Annotated in this window: 16 protein-coding genes; 11 read left to right on the forward strand and 5 right to left on the reverse strand. The window is 57.9% G+C overall.

Annotated elements, in window-relative coordinates:
• Positions 1-15 precede the first annotated feature (15 nt).
• On the reverse strand, positions 16-1,788 hold the full coding sequence (locus tag ACR0EK_RS05445; RefSeq protein ID WP_480899128.1) for an SLC13 family permease: 1,773 nt from the start codon (positions 1,786-1,788) through the stop codon (positions 16-18).
• A 110-nt stretch (positions 1,789-1,898) separates the two neighbouring features.
• Between ACR0EK_RS05445 and ACR0EK_RS05450 the strand changes: the two genes are divergently transcribed.
• The gene (locus ACR0EK_RS05450) at positions 1,899-2,639 is read left to right on the forward strand and encodes a YebC/PmpR family DNA-binding transcriptional regulator (protein WP_480481976.1); all 741 of its coding nucleotides are present in this window, start codon (positions 1,899-1,901) and stop codon (positions 2,637-2,639) included.
• A 145-nt stretch (positions 2,640-2,784) separates the two neighbouring features.
• On the forward strand, positions 2,785-4,065 hold the full coding sequence (locus ACR0EK_RS05455) for an MFS transporter (RefSeq protein ID WP_480899126.1): 1,281 nt from the start codon (positions 2,785-2,787) through the stop codon (positions 4,063-4,065).
• Between the two features lie 25 nt (positions 4,066-4,090).
• On the opposite strand, the gene ACR0EK_RS05460 is transcribed toward ACR0EK_RS05455, so the two are convergent.
• Both ACR0EK_RS05460 and ACR0EK_RS05465 read right to left on the reverse strand, forming a co-directional pair.
• Positions 4,091-4,780 carry a nitroreductase family protein gene (locus tag ACR0EK_RS05460; protein WP_480899124.1) on the reverse strand — a complete coding sequence of 230 codons (690 nt, stop codon included), beginning with the start codon at positions 4,778-4,780 and terminating at the stop codon, positions 4,091-4,093.
• A 27-nt stretch (positions 4,781-4,807) separates the two neighbouring features.
• Positions 4,808-5,701: a LysR family transcriptional regulator ArgP gene (locus tag ACR0EK_RS05465; RefSeq protein ID WP_480899122.1), complete on the reverse strand. Its 894-nt coding sequence runs from the start codon at positions 5,699-5,701 to the stop codon at positions 4,808-4,810.
• 87 nt (positions 5,702-5,788) lie between these two features.
• Between ACR0EK_RS05465 and ACR0EK_RS05470 the strand changes: the two genes are divergently transcribed.
• The 6 genes from ACR0EK_RS05470 to ACR0EK_RS05495 all read left to right on the forward strand — a co-directional run bounded on the left by ACR0EK_RS05470 (position 5,789) and on the right by ACR0EK_RS05495 (position 11,716).
• A complete protein-coding gene (locus ACR0EK_RS05470) occupies positions 5,789-6,388 on the forward strand; it encodes a LysE/ArgO family amino acid transporter (protein WP_480967645.1) in 600 nt (199 codons plus the stop codon).
• A gap of 40 nt (positions 6,389-6,428) precedes the next feature.
• On the forward strand, positions 6,429-7,337 hold the full coding sequence (locus tag ACR0EK_RS05475; RefSeq protein WP_480475815.1) for a DMT family transporter: 909 nt from the start codon (positions 6,429-6,431) through the stop codon (positions 7,335-7,337).
• Between the two features lie 83 nt (positions 7,338-7,420).
• On the forward strand, positions 7,421-7,993 hold the full coding sequence (gene betI / locus ACR0EK_RS05480; protein ID WP_480475817.1) for a choline-binding transcriptional repressor BetI: 573 nt from the start codon (positions 7,421-7,423) through the stop codon (positions 7,991-7,993).
• Entirely contained in the window at positions 7,990-9,498 is a 1,509-nt protein-coding gene (gene betC / locus ACR0EK_RS05485) for a choline-sulfatase (protein ID WP_480486369.1), read from the forward strand. Before betI ends, betC begins: the two co-directional genes overlap by 4 nt.
• A gap of 66 nt (positions 9,499-9,564) precedes the next feature.
• On the forward strand, positions 9,565-11,223 hold the full coding sequence (gene betA / locus ACR0EK_RS05490; RefSeq protein ID WP_480899117.1) for a choline dehydrogenase: 1,659 nt from the start codon (positions 9,565-9,567) through the stop codon (positions 11,221-11,223).
• Between the two features lie 253 nt (positions 11,224-11,476).
• On the forward strand, positions 11,477-11,716 hold the full coding sequence (locus tag ACR0EK_RS05495; protein WP_209504591.1) for an HP1242/YdcH family protein: 240 nt from the start codon (positions 11,477-11,479) through the stop codon (positions 11,714-11,716).
• Between the two features lie 72 nt (positions 11,717-11,788).
• Here ACR0EK_RS05495 and ACR0EK_RS05500 read toward each other — a convergent pair whose 3' ends face one another.
• Positions 11,789-13,189 carry a helix-turn-helix domain-containing protein gene (locus ACR0EK_RS05500; protein ID WP_480967646.1) on the reverse strand — a complete coding sequence of 467 codons (1,401 nt, stop codon included), beginning with the start codon at positions 13,187-13,189 and terminating at the stop codon, positions 11,789-11,791.
• Positions 13,190-13,252: 63 nt separating this feature from the next.
• The gene (locus ACR0EK_RS05505) at positions 13,253-14,458 is read right to left on the reverse strand and encodes a multidrug effflux MFS transporter (RefSeq protein ID WP_480899115.1); all 1,206 of its coding nucleotides are present in this window, start codon (positions 14,456-14,458) and stop codon (positions 13,253-13,255) included.
• A gap of 183 nt (positions 14,459-14,641) precedes the next feature.
• Between ACR0EK_RS05505 and ACR0EK_RS05510 the strand changes: the two genes are divergently transcribed.
• From ACR0EK_RS05510 to ACR0EK_RS05520, 3 genes are all read left to right on the forward strand, one after another.
• The gene (locus tag ACR0EK_RS05510; RefSeq protein ID WP_480582916.1) at positions 14,642-16,174 is read left to right on the forward strand and encodes an acyl-CoA carboxylase subunit beta; all 1,533 of its coding nucleotides are present in this window, start codon (positions 14,642-14,644) and stop codon (positions 16,172-16,174) included.
• A gap of 269 nt (positions 16,175-16,443) precedes the next feature.
• The gene (locus ACR0EK_RS05515) at positions 16,444-16,773 is read left to right on the forward strand and encodes a DUF6497 family protein (protein ID WP_480492721.1); all 330 of its coding nucleotides are present in this window, start codon (positions 16,444-16,446) and stop codon (positions 16,771-16,773) included.
• 133 nt (positions 16,774-16,906) lie between these two features.
• The gene (locus tag ACR0EK_RS05520) at positions 16,907-17,260 is read left to right on the forward strand and encodes a hypothetical protein (protein ID WP_480481958.1); all 354 of its coding nucleotides are present in this window, start codon (positions 16,907-16,909) and stop codon (positions 17,258-17,260) included.
• The last annotated feature ends 76 nt before the right edge of the window (positions 17,261-17,336 follow it).

Here is a 17,336-nt window from a genome sequence, read left to right on the forward strand (position 1 = left end):
AACAGCCTTTACCCGTCACAGCGGCCAAAAGACAAGGATGGCGGGGACGGAAACCGCGATGATCAGAGCCTCAAGCGGCAGGCCCATGCGCCAGTAGTCGCCAAAATGATAGCCGCCGGGGCCCAGAACCAGCGTGTTGTTCTTGTGACCGATAGGCGTCAGGAACGCAGCCGAGGCCGCAACGGCCACGGTCATCAGGAACGGGTCGGGCGACACCCCGAGCGTTTGGGCCATCTGGATGCCCACCGGGGCCGCGACGATGGCGGTGGCGGTGTTGTTCAGGACATCCGACAAGGTCATCGTCACGACCATCAGTACGGTCAGGATCGCCCATGCAGGCAGGCCGTTGGTCAGCTGGATCAGCGCATTGGCAATTAGCTCGGTGCCGCCGGATGTCTCCAAAGCGCTGCCCAGAGGGATCATCGAACCCAGCAGCACGACAACGGGCCATTCGATGTGGTTATAGATCTCCGTGATTGGCATGACCTTGGTCAGCACATAGGCAATGACGACAAGCCCCAATGCGACGGGAAGGTAAATCAACCCGACACTGGCCGCAAAGACGGCAGCGGCAAACAGACCGATGGCCAACCAGGCCTTATCGTTTGCCGTCACGTTCAATCCGCGTTCGGCCAGTGGCAGACACCCCAGCCAATCGGTCACATCAGCGCTGCGATCACGAGGGCAAAGCAGCAGCAGGATGTCTCCCGGTTGAACCTCGGTCTTGCGAACCTGTTCGGTGATCTGACGACCCTGACGCGAGATGCCCATCAGGACGGTACTTTGGCGCCAGGCCAACCCGATACCCTGCGCAGTACGGCCGGTTATGCGCGCGCTTTCGGGAACGACCACTTCGATTACTTCCAGACCTTCACCCTCGGCAGTCAGCAGCTCCTGCCGTCGTGTGTCCGAGAAATCCAGTTTCAGCGCTGAACGGAACTCGTCCAGCGCCTCCGGGCGCGCTTCCAGTACCAGCGCGTCGCCATCGTTCAGTGTGGCATGGGTTGACCGGCCATATCGCCGTTTCCCATCCCGGATCAGGCCGATGATAGCCACGTCGGATTTTTCGGCCGTTTCATAAAGTTCGCTGACCCGTTTACCGATATGTGCAGAGCCCGGCGGGATCGTCAGTTCGGCAATGTATTCGGCCAGCACCTCGGATGTTTCTTGTTGTACGCCGCGATTGGGGATCAATCGCCATCCGATCAGCGCGACAAATGCCAGACCGGCAATCGCTGCAATTCCACCAACAGGGGCGAAATCGAACATGTGAAACGGCTCACCCAGTGTTTCCTGCCGGATCGAGGCGATGATGATATTCGGCGGGGTGCCGATCAGGGTGACCATGCCCCCCAGAATGGTGGCAAAGCTCAGGGGCATCAGGGACAGACCCGGGGGCCGACCCGCTTTGCGCGCGGTCTGAATATCCACGGGCATCAGCAGGGCAAGCGCCGCGACATTGTTCATGAAGGCCGACAGAATCGCACTGATCCCGCCCATCAGGGCGATATGTGCGCCCAGCCCCCGTGACGCATCAACCAGAGTGCGGGTGATCAGAAAGACCGCACCCGACCTGACCAAGCCGGCAGAGACCACAAGCACCAGCGCGACGATAATGGTCGCCGGGTGGCCAAAGCCCGCAAAGGCGCCACCCACCGGCACAACACCCAGCACGACGCCGATCATAAGCGCGGCAAAAGCCACAAGGTCGTATCGAAACCGACCCCAAAGCAGCATCCCGAAGACAGTGATGAAAAGGGCAAAAAGTATGATCTGATCTGTCGTCATGCCGTCACCATACAAGGCGGTGAGGTCGTCGCAAGCCGCTCTCTTGATCCTGCCCCCCGCAAACGTCTATATGAGCGCCGAACACGCAAACATGATGACGAGGACGCACTATGGCAGGCCACTCCAAATGGGCCAACATCCAGCACCGCAAGGGGCGTCAGGACGCCGCGCGGTCCAAACTGTTTTCCAAACTGTCAAAAGAGATCACCGTGGCCGCCAAGATGGGCGACCCCGATCCCGACAAGAACCCGCGCCTGCGTCTGGCGGTGAAAGAAGCCAAGTCGAACTCGGTCCCCAAGGACGTGATCGACCGCGCGATCAAGAAATCCCAAGCGGGTGAAGGCGACGATTACGAAGAAATCCGCTATGAGGGCTATGGGCCCAATGGTGTTGCGGTAATTGTCGAAACCATGACCGACAACCGCAACCGGACCGCATCGACCGTTCGTTCCACGTTCTCGAAGAACGGTGGCAATCTGGGCGAGACCGGCTCGGTTGGGTTCATGTTTGACCGCAAGGGTGAGGTCATTTACCCGGCAGATGCTGGCGATGCCGACACGATTTTTGAGGCCGCCATTGAGGCCGGAGCCGAAGACGTCGAAAGCTCGGAAGACGGTCACATCATCTGGTGCGCGGATACCGATCTGAACGATGTCTCCTCTGCATTGGAAACCGCGCTTGGAGAATCAGAATCCACCAAGCTGGTCTGGAAACCGACCACAACGACGGAACTGGGCCTTGAGGACATGCAAAAGCTGATGAAGCTGGTCGATGCGCTGGAAGACGATGACGATGTGCAGCGTGTCACGACCAACTTCGAAGCCACCGATGAGGTCATGGCGCAGCTTTAAGCTGACCCATACCAGCTCATTGAAACCCGGTCGCAACGGCCGGGTTTTTTGGTTTTTGATGGTTTTATTGAATTATTGGCTGAAACAGTCGATGCGCTTAGGCTGAAAGTGGCGGAAATCCAGGAAACACGAAGACACAGTACTAATGACATCCGAACCTTCCGATCGAACCAAGCGCAACGTGCCCGTCCTAGCCGGGCAAAGTATCCTGTCTCAGGTCGCGTGGACGCTCGGCAGCCCGTCGGTTGTTTTACCGTTTCTAGCCGTTTCCTTCGAGTTGCCGATGTTTGTGGCGGGGGCGCTGGTGTCGGTGCGGATGGTCGGTTGTTTAATTGCGGATTTCTTTCTCGCACAACCCGTTGCGGCAAGAAGCAAGAAGAAACGTGCGATTGCGTTGACCGAAGCGGTCATTGGCGCCTGTCTGGTTCTGGCAATCGCTGCGGCCGCAACCGGGGCTGTCCCATTGATCGCGGCGGTTTTCCTGTCTGTATTTCTGGTGATCGGGCTTGTCAGCGAAGTGCAGACCCTGATGCTTACGGATCTGCTCGGGGACCACGTTCAGGCGCGTTCGCGCATGGTCATGCAATACCTGCAACTTGGTGCCGGGGGGCTATGTGCCATTGGCCTTGCGTTGCTGGTGCATCAGTTCACCAAGGATAATCCACCCTTTTCGCGCCATTCAGTCATGATTGGCGTTTCGGTTTTATTCTTCCTGCTGTCGGGTCTGTTCATGCTGGCGATGACGGAAACCGTGCGTGAGGGTGCACCGACGACGCCGCAGAAGTCCGAAAGGGGCATTTCGATTAAGGCGAATATCAAGGGTATTCTGGACATGTTCGAATACCAATGGTTCCGGCGGTATATGATCATGCGTCTGCCCTTGGTTGCTGTGTCGCTGTCTGTTCCGTTCTTCGCTCTCATCGCAGCCGAAGCGCATCACAGCTCGACACAGGGATTGACCGCGATGATCGTTTCTTCCGCTTCGGGATATCTTGTATCGGGTCCTCTGTGGCAAACCATCAACATGAAATCCCATCGTGCGGTCATGGTGGTCGGGACATTGATGGTCGCCGCAACAGGCAGTGTCCTTTTGGTGTTCCACTATTTGGGCATTGACCATCAGGTTCATTTGCATGCAATTGCGCTGTTCATTGTCACCGTTGCGGTGACCGGGATCAGCAGTGCGCGCAAGCTCTATTTTCTGGATGTGGCACCCAAAGAGCAGCGGGTGCGGGGATCGGCGGCGGTCAAGGCGTTCGCGCGTTTAACCGCGGTGTTGTTGTCTGCGGGCCTTGCCGCTGTCGCCCATATGCACGAGGTCGCGATGGCCGTCGCATTCATCGTCGTCGCCAGTCTGGTGTCCTGTATAAACTGCTACCGCATGATGCAACCAGAACGGAAAAAGGCGGAACAGCCCTCGAATTGAGTTTTTGGCGAGCGTCGCGAAAGCCTCAGAAGAAGGATGAAATCTCTTCCAGGGGTTTCTTGAGTTTTGCCACAGCAGGCACAGTCGCTTCTTCTGACGGGTGTCCCACCGCGATAATCATGGTTGGTTTTTCCGACGCGGGCCGGTCCAGCGCGTCGTTCAGAAACCGCATCGGGTTTGGGGTGTGGGTCAGGGTGCTGAGGCCCGCGTGATGCAGCGCGGCAATCAGAAAGCCGGTGGCAATGTTCACACTTTCCGGGACGTAGTAGTTCTTGTACCGCGTTCCATCCTCGAATTGCCCCCAGCGCTGGGCAAAAACCACGATCAGCCAGGGGGCGATTGTCAGATGTTCTTTGACCGCGTTGGTGCCGATGGGCTCCAGCGCCTTGATCCATTCATCCCCGGCGCCACCTGCGTAGAACCGGCGTTCTTCTTCTTCGGCTTCTTCCCGGATGCGGTGTTTCAGGGCAGGGTCCGAGATGGCTGCAAAATGCCAGGGTTGGTGATTGGCGCCTGACGGGGCGGTACCCGCAGTGCGCAGACTGGTTTCGATTACCTCACGGGCAACGGGGCGGGGGCTGAAATCCCGGATAGTATGACGCTGACGCATCTTTTCATAAAATGCCTGCGCCGCGCCCAGCATGTCTGTATCGCTGATGTCGCATCGGTCTGGCAGGGGAATAGGGTCATAGCCAAGAGCGTCACGTGAGAACATCGGTCCCTCCGAAAATGTCGTGTCTGTTTAGCTGCTTTGAGGCGGAAGCAAAATCCGTTCTGATGCACGTTTGACAGCCTGGGTCAGAGGTTTGAGTGCGGGCGCAAGAACACGCCCAACCTGCCAGCTCAGCGCGACATCCAGCGGCGCATCGGGCACGATGTGGCGCAACAGCCCTTGTTTCAAAACCTCCCGCACCAGAGCCGCGGGGTTCATGCCCCACCCAAGCCCGGCAATCGCCGCGTCCACGAACCCGTGTGAAGAAGGCAGGAAATGAGACGGGGGTGTCAGGCGTTTGCCTGTGTGTTGAACAATCCAGGCCCTTTGTAGCCCGTCCTTTTGGTTGAATACCAGGCAGGGTGCCTTGCCCAGTTCTGCCTCGGTCACTTTGTCCCGAAACCAGGTGTTGATGAATTCCGGGCTGGCTGTTGGCAGGTATCGCAACACGCCCAATGGGATCGCGTCGCACCCGGTCACTGTCTGGCCACCAACGGTGACAGCGGCGCTTACCTCGCCCCGCCGCAGCCAGTCTGCGGAGTGATCCTGATCGTCGATCACCAGATCAAACAGCATGTCGGGCACCTGCGCCATCGCATCAACAAACCAGGTGGCCAGACTGTCTGCCGGTACGGCGATGCGGACGCGGGCGGACCTTGGTTCCTGCTCCAGCGTCAGTTCTCGAACCAGCTGTGCCTCAAGCAGCCCGACATCTTCCGCGTAACGGGCAATGCGCAGCCCGGCGGGCGTTCCGGTGCAAGGGCTGCCCCGATGTATCAGGGTGGCTCCAATCCGATCTTCAAGCGCCCTGATCCGCTGGGATATCGCCGAGGGCGTCACCGCCAGCTCTGCCGCAGCCGCATCAAAGCTGCCATGGCGCAGAATGGCAGACAAAGCGGACAGGTGAAGAGGATCCAGCAGCATTAGCCAAACTTAACTCGGGGTAACATCTTTAATTTGATAGATCGCACTGACGGCCTTAGTCAACGTCTTGCAATAGCAGGAGGTCCCATGCCCACGTCCATGATCGCCGGTTTCGCGCTGGGTTTCAGTCTGATCCTCGCCATCGGGGCACAGAACGCCTTTATTCTCCGACAGGGGTTGCGGCGTGAACATGTGTTTCTTCTGTGCCTGACCTGCTCAATGTCTGACGCGGTTTTGATTGTTGCAGGCGTCACAGGGTTCGGGACTCTGGCGCATTCAGCCCCCTGGTTTGAACCTGTACTGCGATTTGGCGGGGCCGCTTTTCTGACGTGGTATGGGCTGCGCAGTTTCGGGTCTGCCCTGCGGGGTGGCGCGGTAATGGAAACGGGCAACGGCCCGCGAACCAGCCTTAGAACCGCGATGCTTACCGTTCTCGCCTTCACCTGGCTGAACCCGCATGTCTATCTGGATACAGTGGTTCTGATCGGTTCCATCTCGGCACAGTATGATGACCGGGTCGGATTTGCCATCGGGGCGGTCACGTCCAGCTTTGCCTTCTTCTTTTCACTTGGATACGGCGCAGGTGTTCTGTCTCCGGTGTTTGCGCGCCCGCGCGCCTGGCAGGTGCTGGATGCCGTGATCGGTGTCGTAATGCTGGGTATCGCACTGAAACTTGTTGTCATGTGAAGGGTTGTTCCCGGCAGGGTTTCGGTGTTCAACCTAAGCCATGACATCGCTTGCCGTTTCGTCGCGCCCGCTTGCCGCTATGTTCTGGATGTTTGCCGCCGGGCTGTCCTTTGTTGTGATGACCGCATTGGTCAAATCTCTGGGCACGACGATGAATCCGATCCAGGCCGCATTCCTGCGTTATGCGCTGGGATTGGTGTTTCTGTTACCGGCCTTGCGGTCGATCATGGCGACCCGGCTGACACCCCGCCTGCTGACGCTGTTCGGTTTGCGCGGTGTAGTACACGCGATTGCTGTCATGCTTTGGTTCTTCGCCATGACACAAATTCCCTTGGCCGAAGTCACTGCGATGAACTACATGACGCCGGTTTATGTCACCTTGGGTGCAGCCCTGTTTCTGGGTGAGAAGTTGGCTTTTCGCAGGGTCGCCGCGATTCTGGTCGCTTTGGTGGGCGTGCTGGTCATCCTGCGCCCCGGGTTTCGCGAAGTCTCACAAGGTCACCTTGCCATGCTCGGAACGGCCCTGATGCTAAGCGGGTCCTATTTGCTGGCCAAGCTTCTTGTCCGCGACGTTCCACCTTCGGTTGTTGTGGCGCATCTGTCCATCTGGGTAACCATAGCCTTGATCCCCTTTGCGGTTGCCGTCTGGACCCGGCCCAGTATGCAAGAACTCGGGGTTCTGTTTCTGGTGGCCAGCTTTGCGACCGCAGGTCATTACTTCATGACATTGGCGTTGCAGGCCGCGCCTGTGGCCGTCACACAACCCGTCACTTTCCTGCAGTTGATCTGGGCCACGCTTGTGGGTGCAGCAATCTTCCACGAAAGCGTCGACCTTTGGGTTGTGGCTGGCGGAACCCTGATACTGGGCGCTGTAAGCTTCATCTCATGGCGCGAGTTCATGTTGAACCGGCGGGACTTGACGCCTCCCAGTATTGCGCCGAAGCTGTAACAAGACATCTCAGTGTTTACATTGATTGACGAGTCAATAAAAACATCCTAGCTTGGTCGCATGACACCTGTATGGGGAAAGCGATGCCAAAAGTTGGAATGGAGCCGATCCGCAAGGACGCGATTGTTCGAGCGACGATTGCTGAACTGGGTGTCAAGAAATCCCTGGATGTAACCGTAAGCCAGATTGCCAAACGCGCGGGCATGTCCAGCGCATTGGCACACCATTATTTTGGCGGAAAGGATCAGATATTTCTGGCCGCAATGCGTCAGATCCTCGCCGACTTCAGCGACGAAGCCAGGGCCCAGTTGAAAGCGGCCAAACCGGGCAATCGGGCAGAGGCGATTATCCACGCCTGTTTTGCCCCTTCGTGTTTCACACCTGACGTGACTGCCGCCTGGATGACGTTTTATGTGTTGGCGCAGACCAACAGTGACGCGCTGCGATTGTGGCAGATCTATCAGGCGCGCATCAGATCGAATCTGGTTCATGCCCTGCGTCCAAGGATGCTGGATCCGGTTGAGGCTGCCGAGAATATGATTGCCCTGATTGACGGGCTCTATATTCGCGCAGCACTCAGCGCCCCGGAAGAACCGCAACTGGCCGTGAACCACGCTATGCGCGTGCTCGATACTCTGCTCGAGGCTGAAAAATGACAAAACCAAACATTCTGATCCTGATGGTGGATCAGCTGAACGGAACCCTCTTTCCCGACGGTCCCGCTGACTGGCTTCATGCTCCGAACCTGAAGAAACTGGCCGAACGGTCGACCCGCTTTGCCAACGCTTATACTGCGTCGCCGCTTTGCGCGCCGGGGCGGGCCAGCTTCATGTCCGGTCAATTACCCTCACGCACCGGGGTCTACGACAACGCGGCTGAGTTCCGCAGCGATATCCCAACTTACGCACACCATTTGCGCAGGGCCGGCTATTACACCTGTCTGTCAGGCAAAATGCACTTTGTCGGCCCGGACCAGATGCACGGGTTTGAGGATCGCCTGACAACTGATATCTACCCGGCCGATTTTGGCTGGACACCGGATTACCGCAAACCGGGCGAGCGGATCGACTGGTGGTATCACAACATGGGATCGGTGACCGGCGCGGGTGTTGCCGAGATTTCCAACCAGATGGAGTATGATGACGAGGTCGCCTATAACGCCAAGGCCAAACTGTATGACCTTGCGCGCGGCAAGGATGACCGCCCATGGTGCGTGACGGTCAGCTTCACCCATCCGCATGATCCCTATGTCGCCCGTCGCAAATACTGGGACCTTTACGAGGATTGCGCGCATCTGCTGCCCGAAATCGCTGATATCGGCTATGACAACCAGGATCCTCACGCCAAGCGGATCTTCGATGCCAACGACTGGCGTAGCTTCGACATCACCCAAGAAGATATCCGAAAGTCGCGCCGCGCCTATTTCGCCAATATTTCCTATCTGGACGACAAGATCGGTGAAATCCTCGAAGTGCTCGAAACGACACGGCAAGAGGCGATCATCCTGTTCGTCTCGGATCACGGTGACATGCTGGGCGAACGTGGCCTTTGGTTCAAAATGAACTTCTACGAAGGCTCGGCGCGCGTTCCTTTGATGATTTCATCCCCGGACTTGCCTGCCGGGCGGATCGATACGCCAGTTTCCACCATCGATGTCACACCCACACTCGGGGCTCTGGCAGGTGTTGACATGGCCGAGATCGCCCCATGGACGGACGGTGAAAACCTGGTGCCGCTGGCGCAAGGCGGGGAACGAACCGCACCTGTGGCCATGGAATACGCGGCCGAGGCATCGTATGCTCCGCTGGTGTCGCTGCGCTATGGCAAGTGGAAATACAATCGATGCGCGCTGGACCCGGATCAATTGTTTGATCTCGAGGCAGACCCGCATGAACTGACCAATCTGGCAGACAGCCCCGAACATGCGGGCACGCTGCAAACCCTGCGCGCAAAGTCCGAGACCCGCTGGGATTTGGAGCGCTTCGACGCGGATGTCCGTGCCAGTCAGGCGCGACGCTGGGTCGTGTACGAGGCACTGCGGCAAGGCGGATATTACCCATGGGATTATCAGCCGCTGCAAAAGGCGTCCGAACGCTACATGCGCAATCATATGGATCTGAACATCGTCGAGGAAAACGCCCGGTTCCCACGCGGCGAGTAACCTCTTCATCTTTTTAAAAATACTCCCGCCGGAGGCGTCATACCCGGCGGGCGAGGAGTTGTGAATATGGAAGCAGATTTTGTCATCGTTGGCGCAGGGTCCGCAGGCTGCGCAATGGCATATCGTCTGAGCGAAGGTGGGGCCTCGGTCCTTGTGATCGAGCACGGTGGCACCGACATGGGGCCGTTTATCCAGATGCCTGCCGCGCTCAGCTATCCGATGAACATGTCGCGCTATGACTGGGGATATCAGTCCGAGCCCGAACCGCATCTTAACAACCGCCGTCTGGCCTGCCCGCGCGGCAAGGTGATCGGCGGGTCGTCGTCGATCAACGGCATGGTCTATGTGCGCGGTCACGCACGCGATTTCGACACCTGGGCCGAGATGGGGGCTGACGGTTGGTCTTATGCGGATGTGCTGCCCTATTACAAACGCATGGAGACATGGCATGACGGCGGCCATGGGGGCGATCCGGCCTGGCGCGGCACTGACGGCCCATTGCACGTGTCGCGCGGTCCACGCGCAAACCCACTGTTTCAGGCCTTTGTCGATGCAGGCCAGCAAGCGGGATACGAGGTCACCGGCGACTATAACGGAGAAAAGCAGGAAGGCTTTGGCCCGATGGAGCAGACCGTCTGGAAAGGGCGGCGCTGGTCGGCGGCAAATGCCTATCTGAAGCCCGCGCTCAAACGCGACAATTGTGATATCGTGCGGGGTCTTGCGTCTCGGGTTGTTATGGAAAACGGTCGCGCCACTGGTGTGGAATTGATCCGTGGCGGCAAGAAAGAGATCATCAAGGCCCGGCGCGAGGTCGTTCTGGCCGCGTCCTCGATCAACTCGCCCAAACTGCTTATGCTGTCCGGTATCGGCCCGGGCGCGCATCTGGTGGAACATGGGATCAACGTCGTTGCGGATCGTCCGGGGGTGGGTGCGAACCTTCAGGATCATCTGGAGCTGTATATTCAACAAGCTTCGCTACAGCCGATTACGCTTTACAAACACTGGAATCTGTTCAGCAAAGGCCTGATCGGGGCGCAATGGCTGTTTACCAAGACAGGTTTGGGCGCATCGAACCAGTTTGAAAGCGCGGCATTCATCCGGTCGAAGCCGGGTGTGGAGTATCCTGACATTCAGTACCACTTCCTGCCGATCGCAGTTCGCTATGACGGACAGGCGGCGGCAGAGGGGCACGGGTTCCAGGCGCATGTCGGCCCGATGCGGTCCCCGTCACGCGGGGCGGTCACATTGCGATCTGCGCAAGCCGCAGACGCGCCGGTGATCAAGTTCAACTACATGAGCCATGAAGAGGATTGGGAAGACTTCCGCACCTGTATCCGGTTGACCCGCGAAATCTTTGGACAAAACGCTTTCAAACCCTATGCGGGCAAGGAAATTCAGCCGGGTGCCGCTGTGCAAACCGATGAAGAGCTGAACGCCTTTATCGCGGAACATGCCGAAAGCGCCTATCACCCCTGTGGCACCTGCCGGATGGGGCGTGCGGATGACAAAGGTGCGGTGGTCGATCCCGAGGGTCGCGTCATCGGCGTGGACAGGCTGCGCGTCGCGGACAGTTCGATTTTCCCGCAGATCACCAACGGCAATCTCAACGCGCCCTCGATCATGGTGGGCGAGAAAGTATCGGATTCTCTGCTGGGCAAAGACCCGTTACCCAAGGCCAATGATCGCCCGTGGATCCACCCCGGCTGGGCAACCGCGCAGCGATAATGATACTTAACTGCTCCCGGTTGAATACGCTATTCAGCGCTTGCCGGGGGCATGTTAGGAAAAGGTTCAGCGTTCTTGTCCAGATAAGGTTGAGCCACGTTTCAGCTTAACTTGCCTTCTGCACGGCAGGATGGCGCGTGGAGCTTTTTTTGAAATTCGCGGGATTATTGCGGGTAGTTGATCCCGGTCAAAGCGATAACCCGGTCACGCTTCTATCACTGATTTGCAACGACATATGAAGGAGCGAACAGAGATGTCTCACACCCCGCATGAACTGGCCGAAGAGTTTCCGGACAAAGTTGAACTGATGAGCCAGCTCAAGCAGTCGGATGCGCATTTTGCCCGGCTGGCTGATGAGTATCATGAGGTCAACCGCGAAGTACACCGCGCCGAAACCAATGTCGAACCCATGGAGGAGCTGGCCGAGGTTGATCTGCGAAAAAAACGCGCCGCGCTAAAGGATGAGATCTGGGCGATCCTGTCCAAGGCTTAAACCACTGGCGGGGGCTCTGCCCCCGTCGTGACCAGAGACGCGACTGCGGTGGGATAATAAATCAGACTAAGATCAGGTCACTTCATAGGGCAGGGTGCCGCGAATATGGGTGTCGATGCTCAGACGACGTTCCAGCGGCGGAACCGAACGCTGGTGACATGTTTGCCGCTCGCAGATGCGGCAGGAAATACCGATGGGCTCGTAGGCACTGGCATTGTTGATGTCGAGGTTGTCGGCATAAACAAGCGCCGGGGCATGACGGACCTCGCATCCCAGCGCTATGGCGTACCGTCTGACCGGCGCACCGAACGAGCCCCCCGATTTTGAGACATCCCGCGCCAGCGAGATATAGCGAACACCATCAGGCGTTTCCGCCAGCTGCCGCAGGAAATGACCGGGTGTTTCAAAGGCCCGATGCACGTTCCAAAGCGGGCAAGCCCCACCAAAGCGCGCAAATTGCAGGCGTGTGGCCGAGTGCCGCTTGGTGATCGTCCCCGCCTGATCAACCCGAACGAAGAAGAACGGGATGCCCTTGGCGCCGGGACGCTGTAGTGTCGACAGCCGATGTGCAACCTGCTCGACCGACGCGCCGAACCGGTTGCTGAGCAGCTCCAGATCGTGACGCTCTTCCTGAGCGGCGGTCAAAAACGCGGTATAAGGCATCAGAGAGGCACCAGCGAAATAGTTGGCAAGACCGATCTTGGCGATGGCGCGGGCTTCGTCGCTTTGGAATTTGGCGAAATCCAGCGTCGCCTCCAGCAACTGGTCCTGACTGATCAGCGCGACCTGCAACAGAAGCTGGAACACCTGCGTCTGCGGCGCTGCACGGGAGGACAGGCGCAAAATTTTGCTGTCGACATCATAAGCGCGCAATGGGCCCATATCTGAAATAACCACCTGAATTCCGCGCTCTGAAAGGCTGCTCAGGGCGGCTTGCCGGATACCACCAGGCCCGTCGGCGCGGTTGGCAAACAGTTCTGCGGCCCTGTCCACGGCGTCGATGTAGTTGTCGCAATAGTGGAAGAAATCGCGCACTTCTTCCCAGGGGCTGGCCTGAATACGCGCATCTTCACGCCCCAAAGCCTCGTCCAGCGAGGCTAGTCGTTCATGCGTCTGCCGGTAGGTTTTGTGTAATTCGATAAACGCGCGCGCCAGGGCGGGGGCGTTGGATGCCGTCAGGCGCAGATCGGCCAGAGGGGGCTGTATGTCGGCAAAAACTGGATCGGCCAGCGCCTCGCGCATGTCTGAAACAAGACGTTCGCTGTCGCCGGTGCTGAGTTCGGTAACATCCATTCCGAATTCCTGCGCCAGAGCCAGCACAACCGTGGTCGAAATCGGCCGGTTGTTGTTTTCCATCTGGTTCAGATAGGGCAGTGAAACGCCCAGTTTGGCGGCAAATTCACGCTGCGTCAGGGTCAGGCGCGTTCGCATTTCGCGCAGTTTCGCGCCGGCATAGAGCTTTTGGGTGGCCATTGGGCGCCTTTGCAAGTTTTCCAATTTCCGAGGTTAACTTTGCAAAGTCATTGGGGCAAGCGGTTACAGCCCCAATTGCCGTTCTCTTCGTACGACAGTTGAAATTGCGACGATTGCCAGAACGCCTGTTGCCAGCATCAGCCAAAGCAGCGGCATCGCGCCGGTTTCACGTGTCAGCAGGGCACCTGCCAGCGCGCTCAGCCCGGCGCCGCCACCTAACATAATGGCGCCACTCAGACCCGAGGCGGTTGCAGCCAGTTGAGGGCGCACTGATAGCGCGCCCGAGGTTGCGTTGGGGATGACCATGCCATTGCCGACGCCCACAAATGTCATGAACCCAAAGAAACTGAGTGCGGTTCCACGGTCGGCCAGAAACAGCAATGCCGACACAGCGACGCCAAACGCATTGAGCAGGCTTCCCCACAGAACCATGCGGTTCACACCGAACCGCACTGAAAAACGCCCGCTCATGAAATTACCAACAAAATACCCAACCGCAGGTGCGCCAAAATAAATGCCAACCTGTGCCGCGCTCAACCCGAACAATTCGGTGCCGATGAAAGGTGCGCCGCCGAGATAGGCGAAAAACGAACCCGATGAGAAGGCACAAGCCAGTGAATATCCCCAGAACCGTGGCGAGGTCAGAAGTTCGGGGTATTCCTTGAATTGCTGGACGAGCGTTTTGCCGCTTTTTGCCGATGTTTCCCCAAAGTCCGAATAGGTCAGTGCCATAGTCAGCAGACCCACGGCAAAGGGCAGCCAGAAATTCGCTTTCCAACCAAAACTCACTTCCAGCAAGCCGCCGATGGCAGGGCCGATCATCGGAACCACGGCCATGCCCATCGTCACATAACCGATCATCGAGGCAGCTTGATCCTGATCGTACATATCCCGCACCGCTGCGCGGCTGAGAACCATACCGACGACCACTACCGCCTGACACATCCTGAACGCCAGAAAAACCGTGGCATTGGGGGCGAAGATGCACCCAAGGGTCGCCATCAGGAACAGGCCAAGGCCCCACAGTAAAACTGGTCTGCGTCCTGCCTGATCCGCAATTGGACCTATAAGAATTTGCAGAATGGCATTGATCAGCAGATAAAGCGCAATCGACAGCTGCATGACCTTGTAATCGGTTTCGAAATACTCGGCCATGTTTGGCAGGCTGGGCAGAAACAGGTTCATGCTCAGGGCGGACAGGCCCGAGAGTAAAACAAGCGTCGCCAATGTGGGTGGTGTGCGGTGGACCGCGTCAGAGCTGAACTGCATGGTTCACATGTATAGCTGTGGATTTTCGGATTGCCAGCCATTCGCAGAATTGCCTGTAAAAATTCGCAGTTTTGCAGTTATCCAAATTACTGTTGCTGAAATTTTGCAAATTTGCCGAAAATAGCTTTGGATGAGCGGCCCAAGCAGGTAGGGTCCCGGCAAATTTATAAGGGGATAGTCGTCATGAAAGACATTCTTTCCGAATTGGAAGACCGCCGCGACAACGCACGTCTGGGCGGTGGGCAGAAACGGATCGATGCCCAGCACGCGCGCGGCAAACTGACCGCACGAGAACGGATCGAACTGCTGCTGGACGAGGGCAGCTTTGAAGAGTTTGACATGTTCGTCAGCCACCGCTGCACCGATTTCGGAATGGAAAAACAAAAGCCTGCGGGTGACGGCGTCGTCACCGGCTGGGGTACGATCAACGGGCGCATGGTTTATGTGTTCAGCCAGGATTTTACCGTCTTTGGCGGATCGCTGTCGGAAACCCATGCTCAGAAGATTTGCAAGATTATGGACATGGCGGTCCAGAACGGTGCGCCGGTGATTGGCATCAACGATTCGGGCGGCGCGCGCATTCAGGAAGGTGTGGCTTCGCTGGCGGGGTATGCCGAAGTGTTCCAGCGCAACATCATGGCCTCGGGTGTGGTGCCGCAGATCAGCGTTATCATGGGCCCCTGTGCGGGTGGCGCGGTGTACAGCCCGGCGATGACCGACTTTATCTTCATGGTCAAAGACACCTCTTACATGTTCGTGACCGGCCCTGATGTGGTGAAGACCGTAACCAACGAAGTGGTGACTGCCGAGGAACTGGGCGGGGCTTCGACCCATACCAAGAAATCCTCGGTCGCTGATGGCGCGTTCGAAAACGACGTCGAAGCGCTGGCCGAGGTGCGGCGCCTGGTGGACTTCCTGCCCCTCAACAACCGCGAAAAGCCACCCGTGCGCCCGTTCTTTGACGAGCCCGGCCGGATCGAGGCTTCGCTGGACACTCTTGTGCCAGAGAATCCGAACACGCCCTACGACATGAAGGAACTCATAGCCAAAGTGGCGGACGAGGGCGATTTCTATGAAATTCAGGAAGATTTTGCCAAGAACATCATTACCGGGTTCATCCGGCTGGAAGGTCAGACCGTAGGCGTCGTCGCAAACCAGCCGATGGTGCTGGCCGGGTGTCTGGATATCGACTCGTCGCGCAAGGCTGCGCGCTTTGTGCGCTTCTGTGACTGCTTCGAAATCCCGATCCTGACACTGGTCGACGTTCCTGGCTTCCTGCCGGGAACAAGCCAGGAATATGGCGGTGTCATCAAGCATGGGGCCAAGTTGCTCTTTGCCTATGGTGAGGCAACTGTGCCGAAGGTGACGGTGATTACCCGAAAGGCTTATGGCGGTGCTTACGACGTTATGGCCTCCAAGCATTTGCGCGGTGATTTCAACTATGCCTGGCCCACCGCCGAAATTGCGGTCATGGGGGCCAAAGGGGCGACCGAGATCATTCATCGCGCCGATCTGGGGGATGCCGACAAGATCGCATCGCATACCAAGGATTACGAAGACCGATTTGCAAATCCCTTCGTGGCAGCCGAGCGCGGCTTCATCGATGAGGTGATCATGCCGCATTCGACCCGCCGTCGTGTATCCCGGGCATTTGCCAGCTTGCGCGGCAAACAGCTGAAGAACCCGTGGAAAAAGCACGACAATATCCCGCTGTGATCCATCTAGGGGCGGGATGGCCCGCCCCGCTCAATCTTTGACCGTCACAGCGGTTCCGAGGCTGAAACCCCCTCAAATTGAGGCGGAATTGACAAAAACCGGCAAATAGTTGAATGATCCGACCCGTCAGACATAGAACCGCGCAGACTAATCGTACTGCGCGCGCGACCCCGGAAGGAGGAGCTCGCCGCTGGTGGGTCCGGGGTCGCGCCATTTGTCTGGTTGCTCTCGCCTTCAGCCATCCTGCTTTTGCAGACTCCGATACGTTGTTGCCGGTTCCGTCGGGCCAGCCAGTGCAACTGAGCGATGTCCTGCTGGACAACAACCCTGGCGAGCTTTGGCTGCGCTTTCGCTTTATCGCGCCCAGAATAGGCGCGTCAGTAGGGCGGATTGGGTATGATGTGGCGTCGAAGGATATGGAGCACCTGTGCCAGATTCTGGCCATTCCATATGTCGCTCAGCATGAATTGCATCCGGCGCGGGTCGTGATCTCTTTGTCCGATCGCCCGGTAGAGTTTGGCGATGCCGCCCCTGATGCGACCCAGTTTTTTGAGGCCTACCGGCTGGAGCAGTCCCGGTGTATCTGGGAGGGGCTTTGACCATGACCGCAAGACGCCATGAGTACAAAGCATCTCAGACCAACTGTGCGGCTTTGGAGGTGCGCATCATGACCCCATCCTTTTTCGGGCTCGAATTGCTTTTGTCTGCAAGTATGACACAGGGGGGCCTTTCATGCTGAAGCATCGTGGTTTTCCCGGTCGCCTTTCAGGCACCGACTTTCAGTTCACCATCCGTCGCGCCAACCCAAAGGGCGTTACACCGTTAACGCAGCGCGAGCGGTTTCGGGATCGTAAACCTGCGGACAGGCGCGCTGATATTGCGTTCATGGAGGCTCTTTGGGCCCATTTCGGTGACCAGCCGTTCGAACGGGGCAATCTGGATGCGGGGCGTTTGAGCTGGCTATTCGGGCGCGAAGTCATCGCGGCAGAAGATCCCTTTGATCCGGCCAGTTATGATGCCTTGCTCGTTATCGACGTAAACGCTGCGCGCGCATCCTTCCCGGACATCATCGACGGGATGGACTGATTGTGACATTCGCAGCCGCACATAAACCAATCATGGCCGGTTTCGGGAAAATCCTGCCCGAAACCGGGCAGGAAAT

It is taken from the genome of Ruegeria sp. AE4, from assembly GCF_056542185.1.